The sequence below is a fragment of the Modicisalibacter xianhensis genome (genome assembly GCF_900113605.1).
GTDB lineage: Bacteria > Pseudomonadota > Gammaproteobacteria > Pseudomonadales > Halomonadaceae > Modicisalibacter > Modicisalibacter xianhensis.
Genome location: NZ_FOPY01000001.1, coordinates 45501 through 64294 on the forward strand (window position 1 = coordinate 45501; position 18794 = coordinate 64294).

The window sequence follows — 18794 nt, forward strand, 5'->3', positions numbered from 1 at the left end:
TCTGCCATGGGGCTACAAATGGTGAGTTGCCAGGGATTACTTGAGGACGCCGCGGCGAATCTGGTCCTCCTCGATGGACTCGAACAGGGCCTTGAAGTTGCCCTCGCCAAACCCGTCGTTGCCCTTGCGCTGGATGATCTCGAAGAAGATCGGACCGATCACCGTTTCAGTGAATATCTGCAACAGCACGCCCTGGTCCGGTGCACCGTCGACCAGCAGGTTCAGTTCCCGCAACTCCTCGAGATTTTCCTCGTGATTGGGCACGCGGGCGTCGACCTTTTCGTAATAGGTATCCGGTGTCGACATGAACTTGACGCCGTTGGCCTTGAGGGCACGCACGGTGGCGTAGATGTCATCCGTGGCCATGGCCAGGTGCTGGATACCCTCGCCGTTATACTCACGCAGGAATTCGGCAATCTGCGAATTGTCATCGGCAGACTCGTTGATGGGAATGTGCATCTTGCCGCAGGGCGCGGTCATTGCCCGCGAGTGCAGGCCGGTCTTCTTGCCGGCGATATCGAAATAGCGGATCTCGCGGAAGTTGGCGATATCGGTGTAGAAGTCTGCCCACTTATCCATCTGGCCGCGATCGACATTGTGCGTCAGGTGATCGAGCACCTTGAGGCCGACGCTGCGGTCGTTCTTCCCTGCCCCGGGAATCGGCTCGAAATCGATGTCATAGATGGTACGGCCCTGGTCATCGACACGCTGGTCGACGAAGTACAACAGCGATCCGCCGATGCCCTTGATGGCCGGAATCCCCACTTCGCCGGGTCCCACTGGATTGTCGGCCGGCTCGGCCCCATGGGCCAGCGCATGCTCGTAGGCCTGCCGGGCATCGGCCACCTTCCAGGCCATGGCACAGGCGCTGGGCCCATGGACCTTGGCAAAGGCCTCGGCATGACTGTCGGTTTCCCCGTTGAGCACGAAGTTGACGCCTTCCTGCTGGAACAGTGTGACGTTTTTTGAGCGGTGTCGACGGGTCTCGGTGAAGCCCATCTGCAGGAATAGCCGACGCAGTGCCTCGAGGCCTTCCGGCGTGGGCGCAGTGAACTCGACGAACTCGAACCCATTGGTTCCGATGGGATTCTGCTGAGATACGGTCGAAGCGGAAGTCGCGGGGGCGTTCATGGCCTGTCTCCCTGAGTGTCATTGTTGGTCGACCTCGCCAGGTGGCGAAGGATGCCACCAGACTAGGGCGACCCGGGGCTGACGGAAACGTCACTCAGGCTCCCCGACACCTGCCTTGGCGCCGCATATCAAGCGTTCTGCGTAAAGCCAGCGTGACAGAGGCAAATGGCATGATTCCGACTGTGCCAGGCCGGCTCGAAAGCCTGACACCCCGTCACGTTTTTCTTACAGCGCTGCCATGCCGGCCAGCAATCCCCAGGCCACACCGATCAGTACCAGCGCAATGGCAGCATCGATGACCCGCCACACCCAAGGACTGGCCAGGCGCGGCGCCAGCCAACCAGCGGCGGCCACCAGACCGAAGAACCAGGCAAAGGAGGCTATCGATGCCCCCAGGTAGAAGCCTAGCGGGCTGGCTTGGGCAGCGCCTATCGCTCCAAGCATTACCAAGGTATCGAGATACACCTGAGGATTGAGCAGTGTCACGGCCAGCGTCGCGACGATCACGCTACGCCGCGAGCCCGCCACTGCCGTATCCGCCTGGAGCCCCTTGGCGGTCATGGCCCGCCTGGCAGCCAGCCCGGCCTGCCAGAGCAGGAACGCCGCCCCACCCACGCGCGCCAGCAACATGAGCGTGTCCTGGCTGGCGATCAGTTGCCCCAGCCCCATCACGCCCAGGCCGATAAGCACCCAGTCGCAGACGGCACAAAGTGTCGCTACCAGCCAGGGATGCTCACGACGCAGCCCCTTGCCCAGCACAAACGCGTTCTGTGCGCCGATCGCCACGATCAACCCCGCCCCGATGCCCAACCCCTGGATCAAGGAAACGAACACTCTTGAATTCTCCTGTCAGCAAACGAATAGCGAATGGGTTGCAAGTCGCAGGCAGGTTAGGCTTGACTGTAAGATAAGTGAAATTAATTAAAGAAATATGTGATTACATAGGCTGATGCTCGATTACAAACTTCTGCAGGCTCTGTCAGCGGTGGTCGATCAATCCGGATTCGAACGCGGCGCCAAGCACCTGGGGCTGACGCAGTCGGCGGTCTCGCAGCGCATCAAATTGCTCGAGGCTCGCCTGGGTCAACCGGTCTTGGTTCGCGCTCCGAAACTTGCCCCGACACCGCTGGGGCGCCGCCTGCTCAATCATGTGCAACAGGTCCGCCTGCTCGAACACGACCTGCTGGACCAGATCCCGGCCCTCGGCGAACGCGAACAACGCCTGCGCCTGGCCATCAATGCCGATAGTCTTGCGACCTGGTGGTCGCCGGTCACCGGCGAGTTCTGCCGCCAACAGGGCCTTCTGCTGGACCTGGTCGTCGAGGATCAGGATGTGGCCTTGAAGCGCATGCGTGACGGTGAAGTCGCCGGCTGCATCTGTGCCACACCTCGCCCAGTCCAGGGAGCCCGCTCGCACCCCTTGGGCAGCATGCGCTATCGGGCGTTGGCCAGCCCAGGTTATGTCGAGCGTCATTTTCCACATGGCCTGACCCATGAAGCACTTCGTCGGGCCCCGGCAATCGTCTTTGGGCCGGATGACCGGCTGCAGCACCGTTATCTGGAAATGCGAGGGTATCTCGAACCCTTTCCGCACCACCTGTGCCCCTCGTCGGAGGGGTTCATTCACCTGGCACAGGCCGGCATGGGCTATGGCCTGATCCCCGAAGGACAGGTCAAGCGCGAACTCGAGGAAGGTGCCCTGGTGGATCTGGATACCAGCAGCTACATCGACGTGCCGCTGTACTGGCACTACTGGCGCCACGGTGGCAGCACGCTGGAAGCACTGACCGAGCACTTGCTGGCGACCTGTCACGATTGGCTGGCGCCACTCGATGGCGCGCTTGCGGCAACTCCCGACCCGGCATTGCCAGCCAGGCACTAGTCTTCCCGTGACAGTGCATGCTGGCCGAGCCGGCACAATCCTCGCTCGACATTCCGGGAACCACGGACAACGCTAGAAACAGGGAGTTCGAGAGTGATGTTTCATGCCGGGATTCAGAATCGCCCTGTGCCTGGTGGCGTTGTCGCTTGCAGGCGGGTGCAGCAATGGTCCGACGCCGCCTACGCCGACGACCCATGTCGTGAGCGCCTACGGTAATACGCTACCCAAGGCGCAAGAGCAGGCCATTCGCATGGCCCAGGTGCGCTGCGCAGACGACGAACCGATAGTTATCGCGCGACAGGCCTACCCCGCCAACCCGGCATTGGCCATCGCGTCCCTGCCGGCGGCACCGCCTCCGGGCGATGCGATCGGCTTGGCCGCAGCGACCCATGAAGGCGAAAGCCCAGCCATACGGCTGGGCTTTCGCTGTGTTCCTGCTCCCTGATCTCATGTATCGAGCAATTTCTCGACGACGCTGACCCGATCGGCCATGGTCTGCTCACGGTCAGTGCGCGTACCCAGTTTCAACGATGTATTGACGCGAGGCGCGCCCATGTCATGCAGCACTTCATGGCAGCGCTTGACCACGGCCGCGACCTCGTCCCATTCCCCTTCGATATTGGTGCCATAGGCATGCAGCCGGTGATTGAGGCCCGCTTCCTGAATCACCCGCTCGCATGCAGCCACATAGGAAGACACCGACACGCCTACCCCCAAGGGGATCACGTTCAAATCGGCAATTACGTGCATTACGTCCCCTCCCGACAGCCTGAATGGGCTGCTTCAGCCAAAGCATGGGTTCCTGATCTAGTCTAGGCTATCGGTCATATAGCTTAAAACTGTTGAACTTGGCTCATAGATATCAGCATGCTCATTAGCGTGCAATCAATTGGCAAGGACTGCCTTGCTCGAGACCTGTATCGCAACCATGACAAGATGCATACCGGAGTTCGGCATGACAAGTGAACAGCGCATCGGCTCCATCGCCTTGCCCGATACCCGGGCCCGACGAGTCGTGGAGGACCTGCTTGAAGGCTCGGGCATCACCCTCAACGGCACCCAGCCCTGGGACATTCAGGTGCTGCATCCCGACTTTTTCTCCCGCGTTCTGCACCAGGGCACCCTGGGTCTCGGTGAAGCCTACATGGATGGCTGGTGGGAGTGCGATCGCATTGACGAACTTGCCTACAAGCTACTGCTTCACGGGCTGGGTAAACGTGCCCATACGCCTTCCGAACGCCTGATGTACCGGCTCCAGGCCGGATTCTTCAATCTGCAGAGCAAGACGCGCGCCTACATGGTAGGCGAGGCGCACTACGATCTCGGCAACGATCTCTTCGAGCGCATGCTCGACCCGACCATGTGCTATTCGTGTGGCTACTGGAAGGACGCCGGCAACCTGCACGAGGCCCAAATCGCCAAGCTCGACCTGGCCGCCCGCAAGCTGCGGATCCAACCGGGCATGAAAGTGCTGGACATCGGTTGCGGCTGGGGCAGTTTCGCCGAGCATGCAGCCCGTCACTACGGTGCCGAGGTCACCGGCATCACTATTTCCAGGGAACAGGCCGCCCTGGCCAGGAAACGCTGCCAGGAGCTGCCTGTGAACATCCTGCTCGAGGACTACCGCGACCTCGAAGGCCGTTTCGATCGCATCGTATCGATCGGGATGTTCGAACACGTCGGACACCGTAACTACCGCACCTATTTCGACACGGTCACCCGCCTGCTCGATGACGATGGCTTATTCGTGCTGCACACCATCGGTTCCAATAGCTCCGAGATCAGCGCCGACCCCTGGATCAACAAGTACATCTTTCCCAATGGCGTCCTGCCCTCGGTCAAGCACATTGCCCAGGCCAGCGAAGGTCGCCTGCTAATGGAGGACTGGCAGAACTTCGGCGCTGACTACGACCGTACGCTGATGGCCTGGCTGAAAAATTTCGATGCCCATTGGCATCAAGTCGCAGCCAACTACAACGAGCGTACCCGGCGCATGTTCCGCTACTACCTCAGCGTCTGCGCCGGGGCCTTCCGGGCGCGCGACATCCAGCTATGGCAGGTGGTCTACTCCAAGAAACGAGCGGGCCGCTACGACGCACCTCGCTGAGAATGCTGTCACATTGCGTCCGTTGGCACTCACCGCCAAGGCACAATGGTAAAAACACCTACGACTCCTGGCCGATAACAACTCGGCCTGCCTGCCGGTATAGTGGCCGACTTGCCATGAGCCGCCGGTCTCCGTCATGCATGCAAGGCGACTCGACATGCGTCCTTGAATGCGGGGAGTCCGCGGATGCCCGACCCAACCATTGCGCTGAGCCAGGCATCGTGCCAACTTGGCTTCCTGATCTGGACAGCGACCTCGTCAGGAATCGATCGCCAGTTCATTGCCGGTGATCCAGGCCTGTTGCTGGGCGTTACCAGGGACAGCCTGAATCGTTTTTTCTTCGACGACGACTGGCCGACCCAGGCTGGCCCTACCCGGGGGCTGCGCCGACTGATGCTGCAGAAGGCTCGTGCGCACGGTGAAGCCCGCTGCCGTTATGCCGTGGCGGTCGGCGACGACGTAACCTGCTGGCTGGAAGAGCTTGTGCGATTCCAGGACGATGCCTGGAACGGCATGATTCACCGGCTGACTCTCGCGGAAAGCCCACTGGTCATGCCCCCTGCCTTGGCGCGCATGGTACGCCAGCTCTTCGATCCCCTGCCGGATGGCGTGTTCCTGGCTCGCCGCCCCTCCCCCGGGACCGCCCTGCATTTCGTCTATGGCAATCCCGCCCTGCTCGAGGCGCTTCACCGGGCGCCGGACACCTGGCAGGGGCAACGTCCCGAAGACCTCTTTTCCCGTGAGGATGGGCAACGCCTGCAACATCACCTGGCCGAATGCGAACAGTCGGGACAGGCGATAACCGTCGATGAGATCCTGCATCACGGCGAGCGCGAGTTTCACTGGCGCATGGTCCTGACGGTGCTCGAGAGCGACAACACGGCCACTCCCTTCGTGGTTGGCACGATACGTGACCACACAGAACTGGAAATCGCCCGGCGCAGCGCCGCCAATGCACACCGCCGGCTACGTCACCTGCTCGAAACCAGTCCTGCCGTCCTTTATGCCTGCCACCCCCAGCCGCCCTGGGAACTCAACCATATCAGCCGCAACCTGTCTCGGCTGCTGGGCCTGGATACCGATGCCGAGAAGGTCGGCTTGCTCGACCGCGTGCATCCTGACGATATCGATCGGTTATGTACCTGGCTGAAGGGATTCACCACGCAACATCGCGAACGGCGAACCCTGCGCTACCGCCTGCGCCACAGTCACGGCCATTACCTCACCATCCAGAACGAGGCACGCATTTCGCGACCCATCCGCGAAGGTGCCACCCCCGAACTGGTCGGTACCCTGCTCGATGTGAGTCGAGAGGCCGAACTGCTGGCTCGCCTGGAAATCATGACCGAGCGCATCCCGGGCCTGATATTCCAGTTCCGGCGCGACCCTCATGGCCGTTACAGCTTTCCCTACCTGGCCGGTAACGACCAGAGCCTGCAGACCATCGACCCGCGCCTGCTCGCCGAAGACGCGCGACTGGGCCTGGAGCGGATATGCCGCGACGACTTGCCCACTGTCATGGCAGCCATCGAGCATTCGGCCCGTCATGGCGGACCGCTGTCGATCCAGTTTCGGCTGCTCGGCACCAACGCGAAGCTGCGCTGGGTAACGGCACGAGCCCAGCCCGAGCAACAGGACCATACCGGCGCGACGCTGTGGCACGGTGTCCTCCTGGACATCAGCGACCAGATCGCCCAGGAGACGCGCCTGCGTGAACTCACCGGCACCGATGAGCTGACCGGCTTGGCCAATCGACGACGCCTGAACGAGCGCTTGAACGAAGAGATGTCACGTGCGCGGCGTCATCGGCATACCCTGACGCTGATCCTGCTTGATCTCGACCACTTCAAGCGCATCAACGACACCTGGGGCCATCTGGCGGGCGATCAGGTACTGCAGGGCATTGGCCGCCTGTGTCTTGACACGCTGCGGCAGGAAGACGTGATTGCCCGGCTGGGTGGCGAGGAATTCGCCATCCTGTTGCCTTTGACACGGCTCGACGCTGGCCAGCAACTCGCCGAACGGCTACGCCAATGCATCGAAGCACACGATTTTGGCCTGGGCGAGGCCACCATTACCGCCAGTCTCGGCGTCGCCGAATGCCGAGCCGACGATGACATCGAGACACTGCTCGACCGTGCCGACCGCAGCCTCTACACGGCCAAGCGTACAGGGCGCAACCGCGTCGTCATCGAGTGAGCGCCTCGACGAACACTGTGAGCCTTGTCGCTCAAGCCTCGGCCCGCGTCGGTGCCCAGGCATTCAGCCAGCGATGCAACAGCGCCATGACCACCAGTGTGGCAGCCAGCGCCACGCACATCGACGAGAAGCGGTACAGCGCGCTGTAGATCAGGTCCTGGCTAGGCGAGAGCGATTGCCCGAAAAGGATGCCCAGCGTCGTCAACCCGCCGAAGCCAATGCCTGAACCTCCCCCCTCTTTCACATGGGCGCGGGCAAACACCATCAGGCCCAGCCAGTAAAGCAACGCCACGAGCGTAAAATGCTGGGTCTGCGTATAGAGAAGTAACTGCATCGAAAGTGCCAGGTTGCATCCCAGCAGGGTGCCAACCGCCCGTTTGCCGGCCGACATACGTGCCCCGGGATAACCCAGCGCGAACAGAATCAGGATGGTGGCCATCTGCGCCGACAGAGAATCACGCAGATCGAACGCCTGGAACACCACGAACGATAAAGTTGCCGTAATGGCACCAATCAGCGTCTCGTGATTGATGCGTGCCATCGACTTTTCGGTTCGCGGCGGGGGCTTGCGCGGTTCCACATCCGGAAACACCACGTACATGAGCGCGGCAATGCCCACTGCGAGGACACTCGCCATCAGATTGCTTGCCAGCAGATCGGCAAGATCCAGCGTGGGGTAGCTGGCAAAATGAAACAAGATGCTCAATGTCAGCACGCCATTGGCCCCGAACAGGAACATCGGTCCACGCGCCATCAGCCGAAAGCGCGTGTAGAACAGGGCAAAGACCAGCCCCGTCATTACCAGCGGCATGTGCTGGGTCAGGCCGACGACCAGGCTGACCTCGGCGCAATTGACCAGCACGTTCCCCAGAAACTGGCGAACCACATGACCATTGAGCACCGGTACCAGCCCCACCAGGAACATGGGGAAAACGGTAAAGAAAACCCCGTAATTCCAGCCCATCAACTGACTGATCACGAACCCCAGCCATCCACCGAAGGCGATACGCAGGCACTGGCGCAGCCCGTTAGCGTCGATGCCTTTTGCCCTGGCTGGCTCAGTAGACATGATGCAACCAGCTCATCAGGCCAATCTGTGCCCGGGCGAACCAAGCCGACAGACCATGATCAGTGGGTGCCAGCTGCACCGTGGCTCGCGCACCGGTCGGTGGTAGTGTCGCCGGTGCCTCGTCGAAGGCCAGGTGAATCCGCATGCGCTGGGCATCGCGTACCCAGCGATCGGTGGTGGGGATATCGGCCAGGCTACCGTCGGCAATCACCTGACCACTCAGAACCCCGGCATCCTCGGACACGACATGCGCCGCGAACACCTCGCCGGGCAAGGCATCCAGCGCCACCCAGGCCGGTTCTTCGTCTCCCACATGACGCAGGCTCTTTTCACGGAAATCGGCCACGATATCCACGGCCTCGCCGACCCGGGCCAGGACTGGCGATCCCGCGGTGACGTAATCGCCCTTGGCAAGATGCAGGTTGCTGACCCAGCCAGGCTGTTCGGCACGTACCTCTGTACGCGCCAGATCCAGCCGGGCGACATCGAGGGCGTTACGTGCCTGGCGCAGGCGCAGATTGTCTTCTCCATTTTCGCCGCGCTGCACCTCGAGCGAATGCACCTGGGCCTCGGCAGCATCCACGGCGGCCTCGGCGGCACGTGCCTCTGCCACGACCTCGTCATAGCGCTGACGGGAAATGCTGCCGCCCTGAATCAGCCGCTCGACGCGCTGACGCTCGCGTCGGAGTTCCTCGGCATCGGCCCGCGCAGACGCCAGCCCGGCCCGAGCCTCGGCCAGGGAGGCATCCAATTCGGCATTGTCGCGTCGCGCCTGTTCCAGCGCCAGTTCGGCCTTTTCCACGGCAATGCGAAACGGTTCAGGGTCGATACGAAACAGGACATCCCCCGTTTCGACATGTTGGTTGTTGTCTACAGTCACGTCGATCACCTGGCCGCTCACTTCAGGCGCGACGCGGGTCACATCGCGCAGCACTCTGGCCTGGGGGGTGACCGGCATGTAGGCATCGGCGACCACGAAATAGGCGAACAGAATGACGAACATCACGATCGCCGCGCGTACCCAACGGGCGAAACGTTGCTCCGGTGACATAGGAACTCTCTGTGATTATCGGGAAGGTAGCCAGTGACAGGCGTTGCGCTCGATCCGACGCAGGGCACGGTGCAGCACCTCGCGCTCCGTGTCGGGAACCCCGTCGAGAAGCAGTGCCCTGGCCTCGCTGGCTCGTGCATCCAGCGCCTCGAGCAGACGACGCCCTTCAGGAGTGAACACGACTTCGCGGACTCGCCGATCGCCGGCGGGAATGCGCCGCAGGACCAGCCCCTGCTGTTCCAGTTGCCCCAGCGTACGTGTCAACGAAGGCAACTCGATACCCAGCGCTTCGGCAAGCTGCTTCTGTGTCGCCCCCTCTCCCAGGTGGCGCAGGATCACCAGCAGCGTCCAACGCGGCTGCGTCAGGCCCAGCGGGGCCACGGTATGGTCGACCACCATGCGCCACAGGCGATGGACGTGGCCCAGACGCAAGCCCAGTTCGGCATCTTCACATGGCTTTTTATTTAGCATGCGAAGTATTCTGCCATAAAATTAGCTAGCTAACAAACTATCGATTCAGTGGGAGCGACACATCTCGGCGGGATGCCGCAGCTGGGCGAGCAGGTAGGCCTTGAGTTCGGTATCGACGCCCATCTCGTCGAGTGCGGTACGCATGCACAACAACCACGCATCCCGCTCCTCGGGGCCGATCGACAGGTGGCGATGCGCGGCAGGAATGGCAATAGGCCCGAAACGTTCGCGATAGCGGCTAGGCCCGCCCATCCAGCCGATCAGGAACGTCGCCAACTTGTCTTGCGACAGGGCCAGATCGGCGGGATGCAATGCCAGGATGCCCTGGGCCTCGGGCAGGCGCTGCATGGCGGCATAGAAGCGTTCGGCCAGCTCGCGTACGGCAGCCTCACCACCCAGTGCCTGCAACGTGCTGTCACCCACGCCATAGATGGTCATTAATGCGCCTCCTCGTACGGGTCGGTTATTCGTGCCAGCCACTCCTCGGCCAGCGACTCGTCGAGCGCCTTGTCGCCCAATTCAGCCACCCGCGTATCGTCGAGCGCCTCTTGATCGAGACCTCGCATCCAACTGCCGGCCTGGCGCTGGCCGGCCTTGCCGGTCAGCCCATGCAGCGGATGGCCGGCGTCGTTCTCCAGGCGTTCGATCATCGGCGTGTAGAGCGCCGATAGCTGGATTCCCGGCACGCTCTGGCGCAGACGCAGGAAGATACGCAGCCCCTCGGGATCGAGATCGCCCCAGAACGTGACCTCAGGCAGGGCGAGCAACTCGGACAACGTGCATGACGAGGTGCGCTCGCCGATCAGCCGGACCTGCTCAGGTGCCCTTAGCGCTTCGCCCAGCGACAGGCCATAGCCGAAACTGCAGACCAGTGCCCAGCGCTCGTCGAGACAGACCCGGCAGGCCTGCTCGAAGCTCTGCGGATTTTCGATCAACAGCAATCCCTGGGGCTCGGCGGGGACCGACGCCAGCACCCAGGCCGATGTCCCGCGAAAGGCTGTGGTATCGATGCCGAAGCTGCGCACCAGTTCGCGGGGCAGCGCCATGAGCAGCTTGCTGCTACCCAGCAGGTACCGGGCACTGGCCTCGAAAGCGCTGTAGGCATAGGCGTGGGGCAGGTCGGCGGCCATGGCACGCAGGCCCTCGGCAAGGCGCTGCTGGTCGGTTACGGACCAATCCTGCAGCACGCCGTCCAGCGCATGCCGCCAGACCGCCGCCTGGGCAGCCTCCAGCCCCAGTGAGTCGTCGAGTTCGGCGAATTCCGACTCGAGGCGATGACGCAACGCTTCCGACAGGGTGACCTGCACGTTGAGCGTCTGACGGGCGGACACCGGAGAGACGGTCTCGATTACCCCCGCCCCGGCCAGTTCGCGCAGCGCCTCCCAGCCATCAAGCTCGGTCGCGCAGGCGCGGTCGCGCTTGAGACGCCGCACCAGGCTGGCACTGCGCCAGCCCTTGTTGCCCTGCTTGCGGTAGGCAAGTGTCCAGTCGCCTTCCAACCAAAGCTGGACCGCCTCGGCACGTTCGCTCAAGTGACTCATGACGTCGGCTCCGTGACGTGGATTCCGAACAGACTGGCTTCCCCGACGCTACGTGCCAAGTCCTGTGGATCGACGACGCGGCCATCGCGCACGATGACGTGCCCACCCTGCCCCTGGGCCCCGCCAATCACGCTGCCAACCAGGTAAGTGGGAAAGATCGTCGCGTCGTTCTCGTAGTTCGGGTTATGAATCAGCCCGATCATCTGGAAGCGGCCCCGGGTATTGCGCAGCGACTCCAGCGAATCCTGGATCAAGCGGCGATGCGATAGCTTCGAAAACAACCCATCGAGCAGGATCACGCTCTCGCGACCGGCCCGGGCGCGGCGCTTCTGATGCCCCGGCAACTCGCGCAGCTCGCGCTCGATGGCGAATTCCGAAAGCTTGACCAGCCACATCAGCGAGACCGCCTCGCGCTGTCCTTCCGACATATCCTCGTTGAGCGAGAACAGGCGACCGTGCGGGCGAATGGCGTCGTGCTTGAGGCGGATCGACACGTCACGGAACAGGCCGCGATAGATTCGCCGCCGGATCTGTCGGCCGAGCTCCTCGTCGCGCCGGCGCTGGTCGCTGGCCGCCATGCCGCCCTCCTGCTGCTGACGACGCCGCAAGGCCGCCTGATGCTCGTCGATGTCGGCCAGCAACTGCTGGATCAACTCGCGCACGGCCTCGTCACCGATCAGTGACGCCTTGACCTCGAAGTAGGCGCCGCCTTCGCCACTGCGACGCGCCACCCGGCGCAGGATGTCCAGGTTGCCAGCCGCATCGGTGATGATCGAGCCCAGGCGTTCGACCAGCGTGCCCTCGATGTGCTCGCGCGAGGCATGCAGCCGGGCGACCCGCTCACGGTGCTCGTCGAGCTGGCCGTTGAGCTGGGCATACAGCGCCTGAAGGTCGTCGAGCGCCGCTGGCTGGACGCCTTCCAGCGTGGCCAGCCGGGCCCGTTCGGTGTCGTTGAACAGACGGCTGTCGCGCGCGTCGTGCAAGGCAGCATCCAGCGCCTGGACCCGCTGCTCGACCTCGCGCGCCTGACGGTCGCGATTGCGTGATCGCTCGCCCAGGTTGAGCCCTTCCAGCGCATCGACCAGGGTCTGCTGGCAGCTTTCCAATGCCGCGAGGTCGACCTCGTCGCTCTCATTCTCGTTGCCCGTATCGCTGCCCGCCAGGCGACGCCAATCGTCGAGGGCGTCGTCCAGGCGCTCGGCCTGGGGATGATCGACAGGCCAACGGCTGGCTCCCGCCGGGTCGTCGAGTGCCATGATGCGACGCGACCAGTCCGCAGGCAGTTCGCGTACCACCGCCAGCCAGGCAATGCCCAACTGGTCGGTCAAAACCATTGCCTGCTGGTTGGCTTCGAGACGCCCTTCCACGACCTGCTGCTCGTGAGCCTTGCGCTTGCGCGCATCGCGGGTCTCGCCGAGTTCACGCTTGAGCCGGGCAATTTCGCGCTCCAGCTTCTGGCTGCCGCCCTTCTCATCACGCACATCGAGATAGGCACGAATACGCGCGAAATCGAAGTCAGCACGTCGAATGGCCGTGGCCAGGGTCTGCTCCAAGTCGGCCTGCACCGTCTCGGCACAGGCCATGAAGGCCTCGCCGCCCTCGTCCTCGAAGGCAGCGAGTCGCTTGAGCCGGTCGCGTTCGCCGTCGGCGAACAGCTCACGCAGCCGGGCCGCCAGATCATCGCGACGCAAGCGCAGCGATGCGACCTGCTCGGCGGCGTCACCCTCGCGTTCGGCAACGATGGCTGCCTGCTCACGCAGCGCTTCCAGTCGTGACTCCAACGCCGACAGGCGCTCGACGCCACCGGCATCGGCGAACTTCTCCGCAGCCAGCCAGGTCGGGCCATGGGCCTCCAATGCCTGCTCGGCCTCATGCACCTTCGGCGTCAGCTCGGCCAGCCGGGTTTCGGCCTCGAGTAGATCTTCTGCCGCTGCTTCCAGCGCCCGGTCGCCCCCTTCGAGCAGGTAACGCTGGTAATCGTCGATCGCGGCCAGGGCGGCATCGGTCAGGCGCGGAGCCAATCGTTCGCGCTGTTCGGCCAGGCGTGCCTGTTCGGCTTGCAGCGACTCCAGGGCATCATCGACCTTTTCGTCAGCGGCCACCTGGGCCCGAAGCGCCAGGGCGAAACGCTCGCCATGCGGATCGAGGCGCTCGATCTCCTCGCCAAGCGCGACCCGCCGTTGGCGTTCGATGTCCAGTCGCTGCTGGGTCTCCTCGCGCAGGGCCGTCAGGAACTGCGGATCGAGCGCAGCCTTGACCGCCAGGGTTTCCTTGCCCTGCACCGCACCCAGCGGGGGCTGGCCTTGCGACAGGCAGGCAGCGAGCCGGCCGGCTTCGAGTACCGGCACGCCCAGGCCCCGCTCGATCAACAAGCCAGCCGCGTCACCGGCGGCCGCCTCGCCCTCGATGACCGGGGCAAAAAGCTGCCCGGCGGCTTGCGCCAGCCAGTCGCGCCGCGAGACTTCGTCGGCCTCGAACCTCGTCAGCGCCTCGTGCAGTGGCACGAAGGCGATACCCGCCTCGTCGAGCAGGCGCTGCGCCTCGCTTTCGGCGACCTGGCGGGCCAGCGGATCACCGGCCAGGCTCTCCAGGTAACGCTTGCGGGCCTGGATCTTCTCGTCCAGACCTTCCGCCTCGCGCAGCAGCCGCGGATAGCGGGACTTGGCATCCTTGAGCCACTGAGCCGGCGACTGCTCGCTGAGCTCAGCGAAGCGCAGCCAGGCCTGGTGCAGCTCGCGCAGGCGCTGCTCCTCCCGGGCCAGGCGATGGCTTTCATCGTCCAGTGCCCGGGATTCGCGATAGAGGCAGTCACGCAGATGAACCGGCTCGTCGTCACCGTGAATGTCCGCGTAGTGCCGCGCTGCCTCGGCCAGTGGCGTCAGGCGGGCACGCAGCGCTCTGGCATCGTCCTGACGCTGACGTTGCCCACGCAGCGCCTGCTGCCACTCGGAAAGCTCGGTCTTGCGCCGCGACCAGAATTCGTGAACGTCTGCCTCCGGCCAGCCCTCGATGAAGGCCTGCCAGGCCTCGCGCCCCTGACGCAGCGGCCCCTGCTCACCCTCCAAACGCTGGCGCTCTCCGTCCAGGCGATGACGCTCGTCGCGCGCTGCCGCCTGCCGGGCATCGGCGTCGCCAAGTTCGCTCTCGATCCGCTCGCGTTCCTCATCGAGGGCTTCCTGCTGCTCGATCTTGAGCGCCAGCAGTTCACCCGGCGAGGTCCGGGGGTGGGCGGCCTTGAACTCGGCATGCCACTGCGCGGGCTGGCGCAGTTCACCGACCCGGCCGAGGTGCTCGTTCAGTGCGCGACGCGTCTCGTCGGCCTGGGCCACGGCCGCCTCGCGAGTGGCTTCGGGCGCTTCCAGTTCGTCTTCACTGAACAGCCCCTGTGCGAGCGCCTGGGTATAGAAGCTCTGGTTGTCAGTGAACTCGCGCTGACGTGATTCGAGCTGTTCGCGCTCACCGTCGAGACGCTCCCACTGGACGTCCAGCCGGTTGATGTCGGTCTTGAGTTCCTTGACGTATTCGCGATCGGCGATGACTTCCTCGCGGAAGCGGTTGCCATCGAGCCCCTCGAACGCTTCCGCAGCGTCCTCCAGGCGTGACAGCGCCCGATAGCGCGCCGAGTCGTCGGCAAAGACGTGGCTGTCCTCGAGCCAGTCGCGGGCTGAGGCAAACGTGACATGATGCACATCGCGAGCCTGTGGCCACGCTGACTCGGACAGGTGCACCAGGCGACGGTGCGCGTCGACCCGCGCGCCGCGCTCGGACAGTGCCTGGCGCACGGCACGCTCGGCCTGGCCGGTCAGCCGTGCCAGCAGCCAGGTGGACACACGGGGCCGCTCGGTATCGCCGAGCGCCCAGGCAAAGCCGGCAACCAAGTCGGCCTCGCCCGACTCATCGTCGGGGGCATCGGGGCGTCGCGGCAGTCCCGGCAGACCGAGTAGCGCCTGCCCACCCAACAGCCGTTCGCTGGCCGCCAGTCCCTCGTCGAGATCGGCGAGCTGGCGGCGCGCCTCGAGCAACGCCTCGCCCTGGGTATTGAGATCGGCCAGCCGCGTCACCTTGTCCTCGGCACGCCGCTGGTCGTTCTCGGCTTCGCTCAGGCGCTGGCGCAGTTCGGTGACCTTGGTTCCCGAGTTGAGGATCACGTCCTCGATCAGGTCCTCGCCCTCGTCGGTCTCGCCACGGGTCGCCCCGGAAAGAATCTGCGGTGCCAGCACCTCGAAGAAGAACGCCTGATCGGCTTTCTCGCCGGCGCGCGGCTTGATGGCGTTGAATATCTGGCTTTTGTCGGCGCCGCCCTCCTTCTGGAAGGCGGCCAACTGGGCCAGTTCGCGCCGCGAGATATGCGCACCGACGGCATCCAGCCACTCCTCGCGATTGGCGCTGCGCGTCACCTTGTGCTGGCGCATGGCCGTCTGTACGTCGCTGTTGGCGTACAGCGCCAGCTTGGCATCGCGAGTGACGTGATAGACCGGCACGTCCTCGAGCCGGCCGGCATAGTGGTAGAAGGACAGCCCGCTACCGTCGCTGTAGCCGTACATGCCGAACACGAACGTCTCGCCGGCCACTTCCTCGCCGGCCGCGGCGAGCATGTCGCTCTGGCCGCCACTCTCACCGGCGCGGAACTCGACGCGCAGGTGCGACCAGCTGCGTCCCTGGCCCGCCACGCTGGACGGCGAGCACTTGCGCCGGGTACGTGCCAGCAGGGTGCGATCGCGCGACAGCAGGCCGATCAGCGCCTCGGCGAGGGTGGTCTTGCCGAAGCCGTTCTCCATGCTGATGGCACTGGACTGGCCGCGCAGATCAAGCAGCAGGTGACGCATCTTGGCGTCCCAGGGCGACGCGATATCGCCGTGCTTGTTGAGCAGGTTGGCGACTTCGATGCGATTGATGACACTCATGCCCGCTCCTCCGCTGCACGCTCGTCGACCGACGCTGCGTCACTATCTCCATCCATGCCAAGCAAGTCGTCCTGTGCCTCGTCCGCCTCGGGCGCGATACCGGACGTATCCCTGTCTTCCTCTGCCACGGAAACCGACTCATCGTCGACTTCCTGGGCTGACGGTCGTGGTTCACCCGAGAGCAGGTCGACCAGGTGCGACAGGTGGTGGACGCCCACCTGCTCGGCCTCCAGCGCACCCAGCAACGTCTGCTGCCAGATCTCGCTCTCGGCACCGTCACGTGCCTCGCGCACCGTCTCGAGCTGCCCGGCCCGTACCTGCAGGTCGATGAACGCCTTGACGCGGCGGGCAATGTCCTCGCCCCGCTCCTCGAGCAACGCACGGCTGGTTTCGGGCACGCCCTCGCCCTGGGCGCGCAGGGTCTCGAGCTGCTCGCGCAGCAGGCCGATCAGTTCGGACGTGGCGAACGTGGCTTCCTGATAGCGACTGACGTCGGACAGGGCACGATTGAGACGGGTATAGAGCAAGGTCTGCATCAGCAGCCACAGCTGCAGATACCACTGGGCGAGTTCGGCGCGGCTCTCCTGGCGCAGGCGCAGGGCGTCGAACACCGGCTCGCGGGTATACAGCGGCGGCTGTTCCAGCTCCGGGTCGGGCAGCAACGCGTAGAGCCGCGAGCCGGGAGCGATGCCGGGATAGTCACCGGACTCGAACACCTTGAGGCGCAGCCCCTGCCCGGCCAGAAAGTCACGCAATGCCTCGCGTTCGGTATCCAGCGCATCGTCGATCAGTGCGCAGACGTCGCGCTCGGCCAACTGGCCTTCGCGTGCCGCACGACGCTTGCGACCGTTGCCGGGCTGACGCTCGGCAGTGCGATAGCGCAACAGGTAGGCGACGACCTCGCCCATCTCGGTCATGTTCATAGGGTTTCGTCCTGCTCGGCGACGCGCTGCGCCACCCTTGATGGTTCGTTACGCGGGGATAGACCGGCCTCGTCGCCCTGAAAGAACCCCAGCGATGGGGTGACCGGCCCGTCGATACGCCGGCCGTCCGCCAGGGTGACCACGAAGGGCCGGGCCTCGACGCCCACCGACAGGCGGCAGTCCACGAGCTGGGTGTCAACGAAGGTATTAAGTAGCTGGGCCAGGCAATCCTGCGCCTCGAAGTGATGCCAGCCCTCTTCCAGCGCCTCGGGCAACGACAACGGCGCTTTTTCCAGACGCTGACGCAACGCCGGGCCACGCGCTTCGAGATAGCGCGCCAGCAACGGGTCCTCTGGCCGGGCATCGGCCTGCTCGTCAAAGACCAGCGCGGCGTCGCTCTTCTCGGCCCGTCGCGTCTCGAGCAGCGGCACCAGGGTCGAGTTTCGTGGCATGGCCACCTTGAGCCCGAACGGCATCATGCGCGCGACCAGCGTATCGCGCAGCGCCTCCGGCAAGGGCGCGTGCAGCACCCGCCGCGCCAGGTCGGCGAAGTCGACCACGCCCATCGACTGGATGCGTCCCTCGGCAATGTCCGAGAGCAGTTCCGAGAGCCGGCGCGACAGGTTCTCGATGGCGTTGAGCACGCGTCCGATCGCGCCGGAGAGCATGCGCAGGTCCCACTCCTCATCCTGGGACTCACGCCAGGCCTCGAAACGCTGCATGGCATCCGGCGTGGCCAGTTGCGAGCGGGCGCTGAGCAGCGTGTTCTGGATCGTCGACAGGGCGTTGTGATAATGCCGCTCGTTGTCGAGAAACGCGGCCAGCTTGCCCTCGCGCGTCGGGTTCTCGCGAATCCGGCGCAATTCCTGGGTCAGCGCGCGGATCGCCATCAGTATCTGATTGGTGATGTCGGGAATACGCGCGAAGTCGCTACGTGCCAGCGCGGCCAGCACCTTGGCGGCGTCATATTCGGAATACAGCAGGTCCTCGACCTGGCTGGCCAGGGTCACCGCCTGCCGACCGCTGGGCGTCAGGCGCACCTGGCCGGTCTGGCCCTGCTTCTCGATCAGCGCGGTGCGCTTGGTACTGGCCATGCCCCGCGCTTCATTACTCTCCAGCGTGGGCGGCGCACTGCGGAAATGAATCTCGCTGGGCGTGGCCAGCAGGTTGACGACGAAGCTCAGGTCATCGGCGGGCAGGCCGGGATAATGCTCGCGCAAATGCATCAGGCAGCGCGTCTGCGAAACGAAGGCGCTGTTGGTGGCGAAATCGACGTCGAGTAGAAAATCGAGCAGCAGGCAGCCGAGATCCAGCCAGTAGCCGTCACGCAGTCCGCGACGCTGCTCCTGGCTGACCTGCACGAACGCCGAACCCGGCTCATGGGCGCTGTCATGCAGGTCTATGAGTCGCGTGGTGGCGACGAGAAGCTTGCTCCAGGCGGTCATGCGTCATCCCTAGGAGGCAAAAATGAAAGGGCGCATTATGCCAAGGGACTCGGCGAGGGTCATGAACGATG

Annotated in this window: 15 protein-coding genes; 4 read left to right on the plus strand and 11 right to left on the minus strand. The window is 64.2% G+C overall.

The features are described from left to right. Positions 1-36: 36 nt before the first annotated feature. Together hppD and BM194_RS00225 are read right to left on the minus strand one after the other, a co-directional pair. The gene (gene hppD / locus BM194_RS00220; protein ID WP_092842635.1) at positions 37-1131 is read right to left on the minus strand and encodes a 4-hydroxyphenylpyruvate dioxygenase; all 1095 of its coding nucleotides are present in this window, start codon (positions 1129-1131) and stop codon (positions 37-39) included. Between the two features lie 225 nt (positions 1132-1356). Next, a complete protein-coding gene (locus tag BM194_RS00225) occupies positions 1357-1965 on the minus strand; it encodes a LysE/ArgO family amino acid transporter (RefSeq protein WP_092842636.1) in 609 nt (202 codons plus the stop codon). 115 nt (positions 1966-2080) lie between these two features. On the opposite strand from BM194_RS00225, the gene BM194_RS00230 reads away from it, so the two are divergent. Then, a complete protein-coding gene (locus BM194_RS00230) occupies positions 2081-3013 on the plus strand; it encodes a LysR family transcriptional regulator ArgP (protein ID WP_092842637.1) in 933 nt (310 codons plus the stop codon). Between the two features lie 103 nt (positions 3014-3116). Continuing rightward, on the plus strand, positions 3117-3458 hold the full coding sequence (locus BM194_RS00235) for a hypothetical protein (RefSeq protein ID WP_092842638.1): 342 nt from the start codon (positions 3117-3119) through the stop codon (positions 3456-3458). Positions 3459-3460: 2 nt separating this feature from the next. On the opposite strand, the gene BM194_RS00240 is transcribed toward BM194_RS00235, so the two are convergent. Beyond that, positions 3461-3763 carry an MTH1187 family thiamine-binding protein gene (locus BM194_RS00240; RefSeq protein WP_092842639.1) on the minus strand — a complete coding sequence of 101 codons (303 nt, stop codon included), beginning with the start codon at positions 3761-3763 and terminating at the stop codon, positions 3461-3463. Positions 3764-3968: 205 nt separating this feature from the next. On the opposite strand from BM194_RS00240, the gene cfa reads away from it, so the two are divergent. Further along, on the plus strand, positions 3969-5120 hold the full coding sequence (gene cfa / locus BM194_RS00245; RefSeq protein ID WP_092842640.1) for a cyclopropane fatty acyl phospholipid synthase: 1152 nt from the start codon (positions 3969-3971) through the stop codon (positions 5118-5120). A 186-nt stretch (positions 5121-5306) separates the two neighbouring features. After that, a complete protein-coding gene (locus BM194_RS00250; protein ID WP_092842641.1) occupies positions 5307-7319 on the plus strand; it encodes a sensor domain-containing diguanylate cyclase in 2013 nt (670 codons plus the stop codon). A gap of 31 nt (positions 7320-7350) precedes the next feature. Here BM194_RS00250 and BM194_RS00255 read toward each other — a convergent pair whose 3' ends face one another. From BM194_RS00255 to BM194_RS00290, 8 genes are read right to left on the minus strand one after another with little or no spacing between them, the layout of a single operon-like run. Further along, on the minus strand, positions 7351-8388 hold the full coding sequence (locus BM194_RS00255) for a DUF2955 domain-containing protein (protein WP_092842642.1): 1038 nt from the start codon (positions 8386-8388) through the stop codon (positions 7351-7353). Beyond that, complete coding sequence (locus tag BM194_RS00260; RefSeq protein ID WP_092842643.1) at positions 8378-9439, minus strand: HlyD family secretion protein; 1062 nt, start codon at positions 9437-9439, stop codon at positions 8378-8380. Before BM194_RS00260 ends, BM194_RS00255 begins: the two co-directional genes overlap by 11 nt. Before the next feature lie 15 nt (positions 9440-9454). Further along, a complete protein-coding gene (locus BM194_RS00265; protein WP_092842644.1) occupies positions 9455-9910 on the minus strand; it encodes a MarR family transcriptional regulator in 456 nt (151 codons plus the stop codon). Between the two features lie 45 nt (positions 9911-9955). Then, positions 9956-10348 (minus strand): group II truncated hemoglobin, encoded by a 393-nt coding sequence (locus BM194_RS00270; RefSeq protein ID WP_177223296.1) that lies wholly within the window; start codon positions 10346-10348, stop codon positions 9956-9958. After that, positions 10348-11451 (minus strand): Wadjet anti-phage system protein JetD domain-containing protein, encoded by a 1104-nt coding sequence (locus BM194_RS00275; protein WP_177223297.1) that lies wholly within the window; start codon positions 11449-11451, stop codon positions 10348-10350. The genes BM194_RS00270 and BM194_RS00275 overlap by 1 nt, the downstream gene beginning before the upstream one ends. Then, on the minus strand, positions 11448-16355 hold the full coding sequence (locus tag BM194_RS00280; RefSeq protein ID WP_092842645.1) for a coiled-coil domain-containing protein: 4908 nt from the start codon (positions 16353-16355) through the stop codon (positions 11448-11450). The genes BM194_RS00275 and BM194_RS00280 overlap by 4 nt, the downstream gene beginning before the upstream one ends. After that, positions 16352-17278 carry a hypothetical protein gene (locus BM194_RS00285; RefSeq protein ID WP_092842646.1) on the minus strand — a complete coding sequence of 309 codons (927 nt, stop codon included), beginning with the start codon at positions 17276-17278 and terminating at the stop codon, positions 16352-16354. The genes BM194_RS00280 and BM194_RS00285 overlap by 4 nt, the downstream gene beginning before the upstream one ends. After that, entirely contained in the window at positions 17275-18723 is a 1449-nt protein-coding gene (locus BM194_RS00290; protein WP_092842647.1) for a hypothetical protein, read from the minus strand. The genes BM194_RS00285 and BM194_RS00290 overlap by 4 nt, the downstream gene beginning before the upstream one ends. Between the last annotated feature and the right edge of the window lie 71 nt (positions 18724-18794).